Origin of the sequence: Thiorhodovibrio frisius, assembly GCF_033954835.1 — a bacterium.
Lineage (GTDB): Bacteria > Pseudomonadota > Gammaproteobacteria > Chromatiales > Chromatiaceae > Thiorhodovibrio > Thiorhodovibrio frisius.
The window spans coordinates 4,916,332-4,931,181 of record NZ_CP121471.1; the positions used below are offsets into that span (position 1 = coordinate 4,916,332).

12 protein-coding genes are annotated in these 14,850 nt (G+C 61.6%); 6 read left to right on the plus strand and 6 right to left on the minus strand.

Annotated elements, in window-relative coordinates; genetic code table 11:
• Positions 1–5 precede the first annotated feature (5 nt).
• From ntrC to Thiofri_RS22435, 5 genes are all read right to left on the minus strand, one after another.
• On the minus strand, positions 6–1,433 hold the full coding sequence (ntrC, locus tag Thiofri_RS22415; RefSeq protein WP_040856691.1) for a nitrogen regulation protein NR(I): 1,428 nt from the start codon (positions 1,431–1,433) through the stop codon (positions 6–8).
• On the minus strand, positions 1,402–2,520 hold the full coding sequence (gene glnL / locus Thiofri_RS22420; RefSeq protein WP_009148675.1) for a nitrogen regulation protein NR(II): 1,119 nt from the start codon (positions 2,518–2,520) through the stop codon (positions 1,402–1,404). Before glnL ends, ntrC begins: the two co-directional genes overlap by 32 nt.
• A gap of 426 nt (positions 2,521–2,946) precedes the next feature.
• Positions 2,947–3,564: a DUF4124 domain-containing protein gene (locus Thiofri_RS22425; protein WP_009148677.1), complete on the minus strand. Its 618-nt coding sequence runs from the start codon at positions 3,562–3,564 to the stop codon at positions 2,947–2,949.
• 354 nt (positions 3,565–3,918) lie between these two features.
• On the minus strand, positions 3,919–5,325 hold the full coding sequence (glnA, locus tag Thiofri_RS22430; protein ID WP_009148678.1) for a glutamate--ammonia ligase: 1,407 nt from the start codon (positions 5,323–5,325) through the stop codon (positions 3,919–3,921).
• Positions 5,326–5,767: 442 nt separating this feature from the next.
• The gene (locus Thiofri_RS22435) at positions 5,768–6,889 is read right to left on the minus strand and encodes a cation diffusion facilitator family transporter (RefSeq protein WP_009148679.1); all 1,122 of its coding nucleotides are present in this window, start codon (positions 6,887–6,889) and stop codon (positions 5,768–5,770) included.
• A gap of 285 nt (positions 6,890–7,174) precedes the next feature.
• On the opposite strand from Thiofri_RS22435, the gene glyQ reads away from it, so the two are divergent.
• The 5 genes from glyQ to Thiofri_RS22460 are packed head-to-tail and all read left to right on the plus strand — an operon-like array spanning position 7,175 to position 11,878.
• The gene (gene glyQ, locus Thiofri_RS22440) at positions 7,175–8,110 is read left to right on the plus strand and encodes a glycine--tRNA ligase subunit alpha (RefSeq protein ID WP_009148681.1); all 936 of its coding nucleotides are present in this window, start codon (positions 7,175–7,177) and stop codon (positions 8,108–8,110) included.
• Entirely contained in the window at positions 8,107–10,176 is a 2,070-nt protein-coding gene (glyS, locus tag Thiofri_RS22445) for a glycine--tRNA ligase subunit beta (RefSeq protein ID WP_009148682.1), read from the plus strand. The genes glyQ and glyS overlap by 4 nt, the downstream gene beginning before the upstream one ends.
• Positions 10,177–10,198: 22 nt before the next feature.
• Positions 10,199–10,588, plus strand: a complete 390-nt coding sequence (locus Thiofri_RS22450) for a pyrophosphohydrolase domain-containing protein (RefSeq protein ID WP_009148683.1) — start codon at positions 10,199–10,201, stop codon at positions 10,586–10,588.
• Entirely contained in the window at positions 10,585–11,133 is a 549-nt protein-coding gene (gmhB, locus tag Thiofri_RS22455) for a D-glycero-beta-D-manno-heptose 1,7-bisphosphate 7-phosphatase (protein ID WP_009148684.1), read from the plus strand. The genes Thiofri_RS22450 and gmhB overlap by 4 nt, the downstream gene beginning before the upstream one ends.
• 16 nt (positions 11,134–11,149) lie before the next feature.
• The gene (locus Thiofri_RS22460) at positions 11,150–11,878 is read left to right on the plus strand and encodes a lysophospholipid acyltransferase family protein (protein WP_009148685.1); all 729 of its coding nucleotides are present in this window, start codon (positions 11,150–11,152) and stop codon (positions 11,876–11,878) included.
• Here Thiofri_RS22460 and Thiofri_RS22465 read toward each other — a convergent pair.
• A complete protein-coding gene (locus Thiofri_RS22465) occupies positions 11,863–13,773 on the minus strand; it encodes a methyl-accepting chemotaxis protein (RefSeq protein WP_009148686.1) in 1,911 nt (636 codons plus the stop codon). The genes Thiofri_RS22460 and Thiofri_RS22465 overlap by 16 nt on opposite strands.
• 574 nt (positions 13,774–14,347) lie before the next feature.
• On the opposite strand from Thiofri_RS22465, the gene Thiofri_RS22470 reads away from it, so the two are divergent.
• Positions 14,348–14,800, plus strand: coding sequence for a hypothetical protein (locus Thiofri_RS22470; RefSeq protein ID WP_009148687.1), 453 nt, complete (start codon positions 14,348–14,350; stop codon positions 14,798–14,800).
• Positions 14,801–14,850 lie beyond the last annotated feature (50 nt).

Here is a 14,850-nt window from a genome sequence, read left to right on the forward strand (position 1 = left end):
TTAAATCAGGCCACGCGACTGCCCTCCCCTCCTTCCATGCCAAGCTCCTTGATCTTGCGCGTCAGGGTGTTGCGCCCCCATCCGAGCAGACGCGCCGCTTCCTGACGACGACCGCCGGTGAACTCCAGCGCCACCTCGATCATGACTCGCTCAAAGCTTGGCAGGGCGGAGGCGAGCAAACTCTGCTGACCATTGCGCAGCATGTGCTTGGCCCAATTGCGCAGCGCGCCTTCCCAGGGGCCATCCGGGGAGGAGGCGCGGCTCTCGCTCTCGCCCGCGCCCAGGTCCGGTGGCAGGTCCTCAACATGGATTTCCTTGGTCGAGGCCATCACAGTGAGCCACCGCGCGGTATTCTCAAGCTGGCGCACATTGCCGGGCCAATCGAGGTTTTCCAGCCGTTCGGTTGCGTCGCTAGCCAGCAACTTGGGCTCGCAGTTGAGTTCCCTGGCGGCCTGGGCGAGAAAGGTGCGCATCAAGAGCGCAATATCTTCGCGCCTCTCGCGCAGTGCCGGCAAGTGAATACGGATGACATTCAGGCGGTGGAAGAGGTCTTCGCGAAAACTGCCGCGCCTGACCAAATCATGCAGGTCCTGATGAGTGGCGGCAATGATGCGAACATCCACCTTGATGGGCGCAAGCCCGCCGACTCGATAAAACTCCCCATCAGCCAACACTCGCAGCAGGCGGGTTTGCAGCTCGGCGGGCATGTCGCCGATTTCATCAAGAAACAGGGTGCCTCCATCGGCTTGCTCGAAGCGCCCCTCGCGGCGCGTCTGGGCGCCGGTGAAAGCGCCGCGTTCATGGCCGAAGAGCTCGGATTCCATCAGGTCGCGCGGAATGGCGGCCATGTTGAGCGCGATGAAAGGCGCGTTCGCGCGCGGGCTGTGGCGGTGCAGGGCGCGTGCAACCAACTCCTTGCCGGTGCCAGACTCGCCATTGATGAGCACCGTGATGTTGGACTTGGCCAGGCGGCCAATGGCGCGAAACACCTCCTGCATCGAGGCCGCCTCGCCGATGATTTCCGGGGTCTGGTCGAGAGCAGCCTGCGCGCTCTCGACGTCTGACTGACGGCGACAGGCTCGGCGCACCTGGTCGATGGCATCGTCGATATCGAAGGGCTTGGGCAGGTACTCAAAAGCGCCGCTGTCAAAGGATGACACGGCGCTATCGAGGTCCGAATGGGCCGTCATGATGATGACCGGCACCCCCGGGTGCTTGGCGGTGATCTGGCGCAGGAGTTCGAGCCCGTCGATTCCAGGCATGCGGATATCGGACAGAATCACATCGGGCTGCTCGCGCTCGAGGTTGTCCATCACCCCGACACCATTCGAGAAGCTGGTTACATCCATATGCTCCTGGCGCAGGGCGCGTTCGAGCACCCAGCGGATGGAGCGGTCATCATCAATCACCCAGATCCGAGGTGGCCTGTTCATCAGCATGCTTCAGCGGTAGGTAAACGAAGAATTGGGTTTTCCGGGGGCGGCTCTCGCATTCGATCAGCCCTCCGTGCTGATTGATCAGCTCTTGGGCAATCGGCAGGCCAAGCCCAGTGCCGCCGGCTCGGCCAGAAACCATGGGGAAGAAGATCCGGTCCTGCATATCCTCGGGAATGCCAGAACCGTTGTCTTCCACCTCAATGCTGAGCACTAAACGATAGCGAAGGTTGCCGATAGTGAACTGCCGCAGCACGCGCGTGCGCAACGTCAGCTCGCCCTTCTCGCCGGCGGCCTCGGCACCATTGCGCACGATATTCAGCAGCGCTTGAATCAGCCGTTCGTTATCGGCCTCAAAGCCCGGAATGCTGGGGTCGTAATCGCGCACCAGTGTGGGGCCATGCGGAAACTCCGCAGCAATGAGGCCGCACACATGCTCAAGCACATGATGAATGTTGACATCACTAAGCTGCGGCAGCTGATTGGGGCCGAGCATGCGGTTGAGCAGCTTCTGCAGACGATCAGCCTCGTCGATGATGATACGGGTGTATTCGCGTAAATCGGAGTTGGGAAGCTCACGCTCGAGCAATTGCGCGGCGCCACGCAGGCCCCCAAGGGGGTTTTTGATTTCATGCGCCAGGCCACGCAGCAGCGCCTGACTGGCCTGATGCTGGGCAAGCAGATGCTCCTCGCGGGTGATGCGGATCTGACGGTCGACCTGATAGAGTTCCATCAGAAGTTCATTTGGTGTCTCTCCCTGATGCAGGGGCAGCACAGTGCAGTTGACCCGAATAGCCTGACCATCCGCGCGCTTCAGCTCCACTTCGCGCTCAGTATAGGGATGCCGGGTATCGAGAGTGGAACGCAGGCGCTCCTCGACAGGTTGCGGAGGACAGGGCACCAAATCGCCGACAGGCACCCCGAGCACCGCTTTGGCGCTAACGGACAACAGCGTCTCGCCGGCAGGATTGATGTAGCGCAGACGCAAATCGCGGTCGAACAACAGCATAGCCGCGCTCATATTGTCGAGCACACGCTCGGCAATGCGCGGGTCCACTCTGGTGGCCACTGAAGCTCGCTTCTTCATGGAAGGAGGAAAAATTCTCTTGCGGATGAGCGGCATCCCTTGACAGGATGGGTTGATCCGTCGCGTCAATCGGATGGGTGAATTACTGGGGTTGTTGCCTTGCCAGTCTGACCGGAGCCCCTAGTTGAACTCATTGCGGACCAAGCAGACACTCAAATATTGATAGTCCCGGTAACCCCGAAGAATGAATCTGCTGTTTCACAGTAACGCTCATAGCCCCGGCAAGCCGGGAGAATGAATGTGCTGTTTCACGGCAAAGAACAAAGCAATAACCGCGCCAGCCTGCGAGGATTCGTGTTCGAAGGGCAGGATAGGCACCAATGCCGGCACACGCCGGGCGCGGCAGCAATCTTCAAGCCGAGCAACCGCACCAAAACAGTGCGATGAGCGCCATGACAAAGGTGCAACGGGAGGCAGGGCGCGAGATCAGTCGCTGGTTTCCGGACCCGCCGATGCGCGCAGATTGAAGAAAACCAGAGCCGTGCGGGCCACGGCGGCACCGCTTGCATCGAGAATTTCTGCCTGGAGTTGATGACTGCCCGGAGGCAAGCCCTGCAGGACAAACTGGGTGCGCCCATCCAGACCAGCCACGGGTGTTCCGTCGACCTGCACCGAGAGTTTGTGGTCAGGTTCAAGCTGCGGGTCCAGCATCAGGCTCACCTGCACCTTGCCATCGACCGAATCCTGGGTCGCACCCGAAGCCGGGGCCAGCACCTCGAACTGCTGATAGGGACCCAGAATGGCACCGTCCTGGGTATTGTTTTCTGGTTTATCTTCGCCCGACGGTCGGGCTGGCAAAGCGATCTGCTCGGCATTCGGTAGCGGCTGATCGGAGTAGATCACGCGCCCATCGGCATCGATGCCCTTGTAGGCTCCAGCACCAGCCCATGTCGGCAGGCTCAGGAGCAACACGGCGGCTAGGCGAGTTGTTACCTTAGCGCTCTGAAAGAACGCCTGCGCTACAGCAATACGATCAGCGCGACAATGCTTGGAAATCTCGGGCTTGGCAATCTCGGGCTTGGCAATCTCGGAAATGGGCGACATGGCGATGCCCCATCGGCAATGTTTGGGTAGTCGGAATCTTAGTGCAGATACCGGGGCGCGACAACGTCGGCGAACCACCACGCCCAAACCCGTGGGCTATAGCGCTGGCAAATGCGTTTGCTGTTTTGGGCCGGGTAGCGGTCACGGGGGTCTCGGCGGCATGGATGCCGCCGGGAAGCCCCCATGGAAGGGTTCACGGCGTCCCCCGTGACCGCTACCCAGCCCAAAACAAGCCGGAAGTCCATGTCCGCTGGGTAGACAACAAAAAACCCGCGGCCGGTTGGGGCACGCGGGCTGATCTTGCAATGACGGATCGCGGGGCCGCCTGAGGCGACTTCCCGCGAACGCTTGCCATTAAAGGCTGTAGTAAAGATCGAACTCCACCGGATGAGTGGTCATGCGCAGGCGTGTGACTTCCTGCATCTTGAGCGCGATATAGCCGTCGATGACGTCGTCGGTGAAGACGCCGCCAGCGGTGAGGAACTCGCGATCCTTGTCGAGTTCGTCGAGTGCCTGGTCAAGCGAATAGCACACTTGCGGAATGGTCTTTTCCTCTTCCGGCGGCAGGTCGTAGAGGTCCTTGTCCATGGCCTCGCCCGGGTGGATCTTGTTCTGGATGCCGTCGAGGCCGGCCATCATCATGGCAGCAAAGGACAGATAGGGGTTGCCGGTGCTGTCCGGGAAGCGCACCTCGATACGCGCGGCCTTGGGGTTAGCATCGTGCGGGATACGCACCGAGGCCGAGCGGTTCTTGGCCGAGTAGGCCAGCATGACCGGCGCCTCGAAGCCTGGCACTAGACGCTTGTAGGAGTTGGTTGAGGCATTGGTAAAGGCATTGAGCGCACGGGCATGCTTGATGATGCCGCCGATGTAGTAAAGCGCCTCTTCCGACAGGCCGGCGTACTTATCGCCACTGAAGATATTCTTGCCGCCTTTGCCCAAAGATTGATGCACGTGCATGCCGTTGCCGTTATCGCCCACCAGCGGCTTGGGCATGAAGGTGGCCGTCTTCCCGTAGGAGTGCGCCACGTTCTGCACGCAGTATTTCAGGATCTGGTTCATGTCGGCGCGCTGCACCAGGGTAGCGAACTGAGTGCCGATTTCGCACTGACCAGCGGTGGCCACCTCGTGGTGATGCACTTCGACCGTCAGGCCCATTTCTTCCATTGCCAGACACATGGCGGAGCGCAGATCGTGGAGGGAGTCAACAGGCGGCACCGGAAAGTAGCCACCTTTCACACTCGGACGGTGACCCATGTTGCCGTCCTCGAACACCCGCTCGGAGTTCCACACGGCCTCTTCGGAGTCGACCTTGTAGAAGGCGCCGCTGATGCTCGCGCCCCAGCGCACGTCGTCGAGGACAAAGAACTCGGGCTCGGGGCCGAAGAAGGCAGTATCGGCGATGCCGGTAGACTTCAAGTAAGCCTCGGCGCGCTTAGCGACCGAACGCGGATCGCGCTCATAGCCCTGCATGGTCGCGGGCTCGAGGATGTCGCAACGGATAATCAGGGTTTTTTCGTCGGTGAAGGGGTCCATCACCGCCGTGTCGGCTTCTGGCATCAGCACCATGTCGGAGGCCTCAATGCCCTTCCACCCGGCGATGGAGGAGCCGTCGAACATCTTGCCATCCTGGAACAGCGCCTCATCGGCCTTGGCGGCGGGCAGCGAGACGTGCTGCTCCTTGCCCCGGCTGTCGGTGAAGCGCAGGTCGACGAACTTTACGTCCTCGTCTTTAATGAGTTTCAGCACCTTTGCAGACATCTAGCAATTCTCCCGTGGTTCTGCGAGCGTAGGTTTCGAGGCGAGGCTCCATGCCAACGCGCGCCCTGACAGGTGCGGTTTCATGAAGCCCAAAAGAATGCGTCAGCATGATAGCGGCAAGGTCGCTGCCAGGCTCGGAAAATTCGTTTCAACGCTGATGGTCCCGGCCACCCCGGAGGGTGAAAGCGACTGTTTCACGGCAATGATCCGAAGGGCGGGCGATAAAATGAGCTAACGCTAACGGCTGGCCCCGAGGGAAAGCAGGGATCATGCCACCCGCGCGCAGCAGCCAACACCGCCAAACATGGCCAGACACAATGCCGTCATGCCCGCCAGACAGGCGCCGACTGAGCGCCAGCCGGGCGCCACCTTCGCACCATTTTAGTGCGTCCAACACAACAGATTGCACGATCCTGGTGCAACAATTGACCAATCATCCTGATCATCCAAAGTAAACCCGAGCCTGACGAAACACCGGGTCCTTGCCAATGGCATGACGGATGCGACTTGCAAGCTTTTCCGGGTCATGGCCCGCGCCAGCTGTCAACGTCAGCGGCAGCAGAATCTCCACCTCCAGGGCACCATGCAGGTAATGCAACAGCACGCGCCGGCGCTCGGCGAATTCGGGAATCCCGGCGCAGAGTTGTTCGAGCTTTTGCAGGGCTTGGGCGCGCAGCGGCAGATCGGCACGCACCGGGCGAATTTCATCGTCTTCAGGATCGATATGGACGATCACCTCGCTGATCTCGTCAAAGCCGGCCTTGAGCCGCTTTTCGACCAGCACGCTGATCATGTGCCCTTCCGACACACTAATATATGGGTCGACCAGCACATGCACATCGGCGCTTGCCTGCCCACCGTGCGTGCGGGTGCGCAGCATGTGCAGATCGCGCACATCGGCAATGCCGGTGATGGCCTCGCGGATTTCGCCCACCCGGGCGGGCTCCAACCCGGCATCGACCAATTCGCCCACCGCTTCATTGCCGAGATCCCAGGCGATCTTGGCGATCATCACCGCCACCAGCACCGAGGCCACGGCATCCAGGTAATTCAACCCTGCCAGGGTGCCAGCAATGCCGATCAGCACCACGACGGAAGAAATCGCATCAGTGCGGTGATGCCAGGCATTGGCGCGCAACATATCCGAGCGCACCCGTTTGGCATAAAACAGGGTGTACCAGAACAAGGCCTCATTGACCAGAATCGACACAGCCGCCGCAGCAAGCGCCAGCCAGCCCGGCCGCAAGAGTTGTTCCGGCTCGAACAATCGCTGGACTGCGTCCCAAGCAATGCCCAGCGCCACTGCGGCCAGAAAGATACCCAGGATCAGGGTCGCGACTGTCTCGAAGCGCTGATGCCCGTATGGATGTTCTTCATCCGGCGCCTCCCCGGCATGACGTCCGGCGAAATACACCAGCAGGTCAGAGAGCAGATCAGACACCGAATGCACCCCGTCGGCGATGAGTGCATGGGAATTGCCAAGCCAGCCGCAGAGGATTTTGCCGATCGCGAGGAAGGTATTGCAGATCGCCGCGACCAGGGTGGTGCGGACGATGGCCTTCATCCGTTCATTGGCCCTTTCGTTACCAGGCGGATTAAGCGGTTCGGACGCGGCGCGCGCGTGCTGATGATGCGAAGGACTAACCATGACTGAATCTAACCCAGAACATCCAGGGAGCTATGATATACCGAAACCCTTTGAGATTTCGGCTCGTTCTGGGCCGGGTCACGGCCACGGGGGACGCCGTGAATACTTCCCCATTTACAAGCTAGCGCGCGATAGGCAACGAGCCTTTATACTGACGCGCTTTATCGGTTTCGGTTGGCCCTGTTTCGTTTGGAGGTTGTCGTGCCAAGCCCCTCTGTTTTGGATTCTCGGGTACTGGATTTTCAGGACTTGATACTCAGATTGCAGCAATTCTGGGCCGAGCGCGGCTGTGTAATTCTGCAACCTTACGATATGGAAGTGGGCGCTGGCACCTTTCACCCGGCCACCTTCTTGCGCGCCATCGGCCCCGAGCCCTGGCGCGCGGCCTATGTGCAGCCGAGTCGCCGCCCGACGGATGGTCGCTATGGCGAGAACCCCAACCGCTTGCAGCATTATTATCAGTATCAAGTCCTGCTCAAGCCCTCGCCGCCGAATATCCAGGAACTCTATCTCGAGTCACTGAAGACCCTGGGTATCGATCCACTGGTGCACGATATCCGCTTTGTCGAGGACAACTGGGAGTCCCCCACCCTGGGCGCCTGGGGTCTGGGCTGGGAAGTCTGGCTCAACGGCATGGAAGTCACCCAGTTCACTTACTTCCAGCAGGTTGGCGGCCTGGAATGCCGCCCGGTCAGCGGCGAGATTACCTATGGGCTGGAGCGCATCGCCATGTACCTGCAGGGGGTCGAAAATGTCTTTGATCTATTATGGAAGCAGACCCCCGAGGCACGCGTGACCTACGGCGACGTCTACCATCAAAACGAGGTTGAGCAATCGACCTACAACTTCGAGCACGCCGAAGTGCCGGCATTGTTCGAGCAATTCGATGTCGCCGAGCGCCAAAGCCGCCATCTTGCTGAAATTGGCCTGCCGCTGCCGGCCTATGAGCAGGTGCTGAAAGCCTCGCACCTGTTTAACCTGCTTGATGCGCGCGGCGCCATTTCCGTCACCGAGCGGCAGCGCTTTATCTTGCGCGTGCGCACCCTGGCGCGCGCAGTGGCCGCTGGCTACTATCAATCACGCGAGACGCTCGGCTTTCCCATGCTCGCTGACCAACCCGAGCGGAGGTCCGCATGAGCAACACCGCCGATCTGCTGATTGAAATCGGCACCGAGGAACTGCCCCCGGTCGCCCTGCCACGCCTAGCCACCGCCATGCGCGAAGAACTCGTCAAACGTCTGGCCGAGCATCAGCTGACCCATGGCACGGTGGAAGGCTTCGCCACCCCGCGCCGGCTGGCAGTGCGCATCGCCGATCTCGCCCTGGCCGCGCCCGATCAACACCAGACTCGCCGCGGCCCGGCGCTGGCAGCGGCCTTCAATGCCGAGGGGCAGCCCACCCAGGCCGCGCTCGGCTTCGCGCGCTCCTGCGGAGTCGAGATTGATGCACTCGGTCGCCTCGAGACCGACAAGGGCGCCTGGCTGGTGCATGAACAGAGCATCCCCGGTCGCGCTGCGGCCGAATTACTGCCAGAACTGACCGAGCAGGCCCTGGCCGCCCTGCCCATCCCCAAACGGATGCGCTGGGGCGCGGGCGAGGCGGCGTTCGTGCGGCCGGTGCATTGGATTTGCGCCCTGTTGGGCGATCAGCTCATCGCGGGTGAGGTCATGGGCCTGCCCATCGGCCGGGAGACCCGCGGGCATCGCTTTCACGCGCCCGCGCCCATCACCATTCCCCATCCGTGCGACTACGACCGTCTGCTGCGCGAGCAGGGCTGGGTGGAGCCGGATTTCGCCGCCCGCCGCGCCCGCATTGCCGAGCAGGTCAGCGCGCTCGCTGCCAGTGCTGGCGGACAGACGCGTCCAACTGATGCGCTGCTCAATGAAGTCACCGCGCTGTGCGAATGGCCGGTAGCGCTGCTCGGGCGCTTCGATGCAGCTTTTCTGGAAGTGCCGCCCGAGGTCTTGATCGAAACCATGCAGAAAAACCAGAAGTACTTTCCGGTCTTCGGCACTGACGGCGCCCTGCTGCCCTGTTTCATTACCATCTGCAATATCGACAGCCGCGAGCCGGACCTGGTGCGCGCCGGCAACGAGCGGGTGATCACCCCGCGCTTTGCCGATGCGCGTTTTTTCTGGGAACAAGACCTCAAGGAGCCGCTCGCAAGCCGCATCCCCAAGCTGGCCGATGTGGTGTTTCAAGACAAGCTCGGTTCCCTGGCCGAACGCGCTGGGCGAGTCGCAAGAGTGCTCGGCGCCATAGCCACGCCGATGGGCCTGGACCCCGCCGAAGCAGAACGCGCGGCCCAGCTCGCCAAGTGCGATCTGGTCACCCTGATGGTGGGCGAATTCGGCAGCCTGCAGGGCATCATCGGGCGCTACTACGCCCAGCACGGCGGCGAGTCGGCCGCCATCGCGAACGCCATGGCGGAACAATATCTGCCGCGCCAGGCCGGAGACCAACTGCCCGCGACTCCGCTTGGCCAGGCGCTCGCACTAGCTGATCGGCTAGACACCCTGGTCGGCGTTTTTGCCATCGGCGAGCGTCCCACTGGCGTGAAAGACCCCTACGGTCTGCGCCGCGCCGCCATCGGGGTACTGCGGCTGCTGATCGAAATCCCTCTGGAGTTGGACCTTAAAGACCTGCTCCGCCAGAGCGCGGAGGCCTTCCCCGCCGCCGTCGGCGCACCCGCTGTGGTCGATGAAGTGCTCAGCTACTGTTTGGAACGGCTCAGCGCCTACTATCAGGATCAGGGCATCGCCGGTGATCGCGTTGCCGCCGTGCTCAGCCTTGGGATCAGCGCACCGGCGGACATCGACCGGCGGGTGCGCGCGGTAGAAGCCTTCAGCCGCCTGCCCGAATCCGCCGCGCTGGCCGCCGCGAACAAGCGCATCGCCAATATTCTCAAAAAGGCCCCGGCAGCCGCCCGCCAGCTTGATGCCGATGTCCTGCGCGAGCCCGAGGAGCGCAAGCTCGCCGGGGCCGTGGCGGCCGTCGAGGCCGAACTGCAACCCCGGCTCGCAAGCGGCGACTACGCGGGCGCCCTGATCGCGCTGGCGGGATTGCGCGAACCTGTCGATGCCTTTTTCGACGCCATCATGGTGATGGCCGAAGACCCGCAACTTCGCGACAATCGGCTCGCCTTGCTCGAGCAGCTCCAACAGCTGTTCCTGCGGATTGCGGATATCGCAAAATTGCAATAAATCACCTCATCTCACCCTGACTATGGCTGACAAAACAGCAAACCCCGACTCCTACGACGCCATGCTGGCGGCGGTGCAGGCATTTCATGACAAACACCGCTTTCGCGAGACTGGCGGCGAGGATATGGTCTATCGCATCGCGCTAATGACCGAGGAACTCGGCGAAATTTCCGCCAGTGTAACTAAGGGCAAAGCCTATGAACACCTGGCCGAGGAAATCGCCGATCTCTGCATCCTGCTGCTCGGCACCGCCATCTCCGCCGATGTCGATCTGAAAACCGCCTTCTGGCAGAAAATGGCCAAGCTTGACCTGCGCGAAGCGCGCATGATTAGCGGTCGCATCCGCGTGTCTGCCTTCAAGGACAACCCCGAGCAACAAGATCCCGGGCAGCAAGATTCTGGGCGCGCATGAGTGTGAAGCTTGTCATCCTCGACCGCGACGGCGTCATCAACCAGGACTCGGACGCCTACATCAAATCACCTGATGAGTGGCAGTCCATTCCCAACAGCCCCCAGGCGATTGCGCGGCTGAACAACGCCGGCTGGACAGTCACAGTCGCCACTAATCAGTCTGGCATTGGACGCGGCCTGTTCGATCACGACCAACTCGCGCTCATCCACCAGAAAATGACCCGGGAACTCGCCACGGTAGGCGCGCGCATTGAGGCCATCGCCTACTGTCCGCATCGCCCGGACAATGGCTGCACCTGCCGCAAACCCCGCACCGGGCTGCTAGAATCCCTGGCGCGCCGCTTTGGGGTATCGCTCACCGGCGTGCCGGTGATTGGCGATGCCTTGCGCGATGTGCAAGCGGCCATGGCGGTCGGCGCACGCCCGCTGCTGGTCCACACCGGCAAAGGCAAGCGCACCCTGGCAACCCATGGCGTCGAGCTCAATCATGTCGAGCAATTTCCCGATCTCTTCGCAGCAGTCGACGCGCTGCTGCAAGAACACTAGCCAGTTCTGAAAGCCCATGCTCTATCTTCGCTCCGCCATTTTTAACCTCTTTTTTAGTGCTGTCAGCATCGGCTACAGCATCGCCATCGTGCTGGCCTCGCCCATCGTGTCCGAGTGCGCGCTGGGCCACCTCGGCAACGCATGGTCGCGCACCTCTCTCGTATTGCTGCGAGTTATCTGTGGACTGGACATCAAGGTGAGCGGGCGCGAGCATCTGCCAGATCATGCGGTGGTGATTCTGTCCAAACATTCATCAGCTTGGGAAACCGTCGCGCTTCGCCCCCTGTTTCCCTGCCGCCAGGCATGGGTGCTAAAGCGCGAACTGCTATCCATTCCCTTCTTCGGCTGGGCGCTGGGTCGTTTTCACCCCATCGCCATTGACCGCAACTCGCCAAGGCAGGCACTTAAGCAGGTGTTGACGCAAGGCGAAATCAGCCTGAAAGCGAATCGCTGGGTGGTGCTTTTTCCTGAGGGGACGCGCGTCGCTCCCGGAGAGCGCGGACGCTACAACATCAGCGGTGCCAAGCTCGCCGAGCGCACCGGCACCGATGTCCTGCCCATCGCGCACAACTCAGGCGTCTTCTGGGGGCGCCGCGCCTTCACAAAAAGGCCCGGCTGCATTCACCTGGTGGTCGGCGCGCCGATTTCCAGTCAGAATCGCAGCGCGGCCGAGATCAATCGTCTGGCAGAGGACTGGATCGAAACCACAGTGGCCAGCCTGCCTGACCTTCAGACCCGGAACTGACCAACCAGCTCCTGTAGACGGGCGGCGAGTTGGGCGAGTTCCTCGCTGGCACTGCTGATCTGCGCGGCACCCGTGGAGGACTGATCCACGGCCTCGGAGATGGTGTGGATATTGCGATTGATCTCTTCGGCCACGGCGCTCTGCTCCTCGGCCGCACTGGCGATCTGGTGGTTCATGTCGGTGATGCTTGAAACTGCCTGGTTGATGGTTTGCAGCGACTCGCCACCGTGCTTGGCCTGCTCGACCGCCTCGCCCGCTTTCGACTGGCCCTGCTCCATCGCCGCCACGGCGTTGTTGGAGCCGGTCTGCACCCGTTCGATTTTCTCTTGAATATCCTGGGTTGAGACCTGGGTACGACTGGCCAGGGTGCGCACCTCATCGGCCACCACGGCGAAGCCACGGCCCTGTTCGCCGGCGCGCGCGGCCTCAATGGCGGCATTGAGCGCAAGCAGGTTGGTCTGCTCGGCGATACCTCGAATCACATCGAGCACGGCGCCGATTTCGACGCTGTCGGCGGACAGCCGCGAAATAATCGCACTAGCGCTCTCGACCTCGCGCGCGACCGCCTCAATGGCCTCAATGGTCTTGCCGACCACGTCGGTGCCGGCACGGGTTTCGCGGTCGGTTTCCTGAGTGGCTCGAGCAGCCTCCGCAGCATGGCGGGCGACTTCCTCCACGGTGGCGGTCATCTGGTTGATGGCGGTCGCGACCTGGTCGATCTCGTGCTGCTGGCGACCGACGTGCTCGGAGGTCTCGCCGCTGGTCAGGGACAGCTCCTCGGCGGCCGAGGCAAGTTGGGAGGACGCGCCGGCGATATCGCGCACCAGGGTCTGGATTTTGTCGGTAAAGCCGTTAAAAGCCCGCCCTAGGTCCGCAAGTTCGTTGCGGCCGTCGGCGTCGAGGCGTTGGGTCAGGTCACCGTCACCGGCGGCGATGTCATGCAGGCGCCCGACAGTGGTGCGCAAGGGACCGGTAATGCTTTTGCTGACGCTTAAGGCAATACCGATACCGACTAAGAGCATGAACGCGCTGATGCCAAGTTCGGTGGTCAGGGCATCGCGGTAAGCCTTGGCTGCGGTGGTACGGTCAACCAGCAATTCTGCCACGCCGATCGACTTGCCCGAGTAGTCCTCAATTGCGCGTGCATAGATGAGCACTGGCTGCTCACCCACATGGGCCGGGCGGGTGATAATCTCGCCATTGAGGACTGCGCGCAACTCTTCGGGCTTCAGCAGGGTGCCGCCGGTGATGGTGCTGGCAAAGGTCTCGAAGCCGCGATCCTTGGCCAGATGCAGGGCACTCGGCACCTGAAAATCTGTGAGGAAGGCGTCAAAAAATGGCTGCCCGAAAGAGATACCAAATTCCACCACACCAAGATGCTGCCCCTGGTAGAACATGGGAGAAACGCCGCGCACGCCCAACCCGGCGACCCCGCGTTCCAGCCCAACCACAGGCTTGCGCGTCTGGTTGGCAGTCACCACGGTACCGCGCATGTCACTGAGATCATCGCCGTACTTTTCCGGCATATGCACACGCAGAAAGGATGTTGCCGGTGGCGTCAGAAATTGGAACTGGCGCACGTTCTGCGCGTCCTTCAGGTGTGCGAATTCGGCCTCGGTCAATTCGAGCAGGCGTTCGCGATCCCCTGCGGCGAAGGCGCGCTGTATTTCCGGCCGATTGGCCTGGGCCGCACTGAGCGCGAGCGCGAGATTGCCCTGGTCTTTCAGGGCGGCCTCGAAGGCCTGGAACATGCTGCGGGCGAAGCAGGTCTGGTTTTCAGTGGTAATGTCGCTCAGCTTGCCAAGCTGAACCGGCAGCAGCACACCCAGGGTAACCAACAAAATCAGCACGGAGCCGAGCAGGATGCGCGAGCCGATGGTCAAATTCTTCAGCATGTCTTTTTTTCTCCGGCGCCGGGAATACAGCATTGTTGGCCAACCATGGAGATGGTGCTCCCGATAATTATAGGTTATTTTTCATATCATTCAGCAACAATCTTAGCAGCCTTTCGAGATTCTGACCGGCTTTTGGCCGCAGGCATCACCCTAGCAAGCGAAATTTTTTCCGCTCCGGAATGCGAACTGAGCCTGCGCACTTGCTCAAGCTTTGCTATGGTAAGAGGAGGCACAGCAAAAATTGCTCTGCCGCTATGCCGCCAACCACTGCGCGCCGCACCCGCCCGGGCTTACAACCCGACCCCGGCGCCCTGTGTCAGGCCGGCCTTGCCAGGAAAAACGCCATGGATCCATCCAGTGTTGGGCCATGCGCGCGTCCTGAGCTGATACCTGAGCTGATAAAAGCGGGTCTCGTCACCCGCGCCTGATTGAACCTTATGTCCAATCAGGATTAATGAACTGTCGCAGGGTTCTTCCCGGGCGCCTCAGCGCTACCTGGCAGTCCCGACAGGCTTGTAATAACCGACCAATCGGAATCGTTGAGAGATCAGCCGTGCGCTGAGTCTATCGCTCCATGATTGAAAGCCAAATGACTTCCCCGCGCCGCCGTCTGCGTGCGCTCAGGGCCATTCCGGATCAAGACAGAACCGATGAGCAGTGGGATGAACTCAATGAACTTGAGATCATGCTCGCGCCCGCCAATCGCCTAGCTCCCCTGCCTGGGGGCGAACGCGCTGCGGCTGAACAGTCGCGCCCGCGACCGGCACGCTCCAACGGTACTGCTCGAGCCAATGGCGGCCGTGGCAACGCTGGCCGTCCCAATGGTGCGCGCCCGAATGGTCATCCCGCTGGTCAGGCCAACGCCAAGACCAACGCCAAGAAAGGCCCAAACGTGCACGGCAATGGTGGAGATGCGCATGCAGCGGTCAGTGCCGGCGCACCGGCCCCGAGCAGCCCACCACGGCGCAAACCGGCCAGACGCCCGCGCAAAAAACCGCGCAGCGCCGGCCCGGTCGAAGGGGGCTGAGCCTGAGGTAGCTATAGCTCAAGAGGCGGCGGCTTCAGGCTCACATCGGG

Coding starts and splice junctions, on each gene's coding strand:
- ntrC (WP_040856691.1), bottom strand. CDS start 1,433: ATGAACAGGCCACCTCGGATCTGGGTGATTGATGATGACCGCTCCATC.
- glnL (WP_009148675.1), bottom strand. CDS start 2,520: ATGAAGAAGCGAGCTTCAGTGGCCACCAGAGTGGACCCGCGCATTGCC.
- Thiofri_RS22425 (WP_009148677.1), bottom strand. CDS start 3,564: ATGTCGCCCATTTCCGAGATTGCCAAGCCCGAGATTGCCAAGCCCGAG.
- glnA (WP_009148678.1), bottom strand. CDS start 5,325: ATGTCTGCAAAGGTGCTGAAACTCATTAAAGACGAGGACGTAAAGTTC.
- Thiofri_RS22435 (WP_009148679.1), bottom strand. CDS start 6,889: ATGAAGGCCATCGTCCGCACCACCCTGGTCGCGGCGATCTGCAATACC.
- glyS (WP_009148682.1), top strand. CDS start 8,107: ATGAGCAACACCGCCGATCTGCTGATTGAAATCGGCACCGAGGAACTG.
- Thiofri_RS22450 (WP_009148683.1), top strand. CDS start 10,199: ATGGCTGACAAAACAGCAAACCCCGACTCCTACGACGCCATGCTGGCG.
- gmhB (WP_009148684.1), top strand. CDS start 10,585: ATGAGTGTGAAGCTTGTCATCCTCGACCGCGACGGCGTCATCAACCAG.
- Thiofri_RS22460 (WP_009148685.1), top strand. CDS start 11,150: ATGCTCTATCTTCGCTCCGCCATTTTTAACCTCTTTTTTAGTGCTGTC.
- Thiofri_RS22465 (WP_009148686.1), bottom strand. CDS start 13,773: ATGCTGAAGAATTTGACCATCGGCTCGCGCATCCTGCTCGGCTCCGTG.
- Thiofri_RS22470 (WP_009148687.1), top strand. CDS start 14,348: ATGATTGAAAGCCAAATGACTTCCCCGCGCCGCCGTCTGCGTGCGCTC.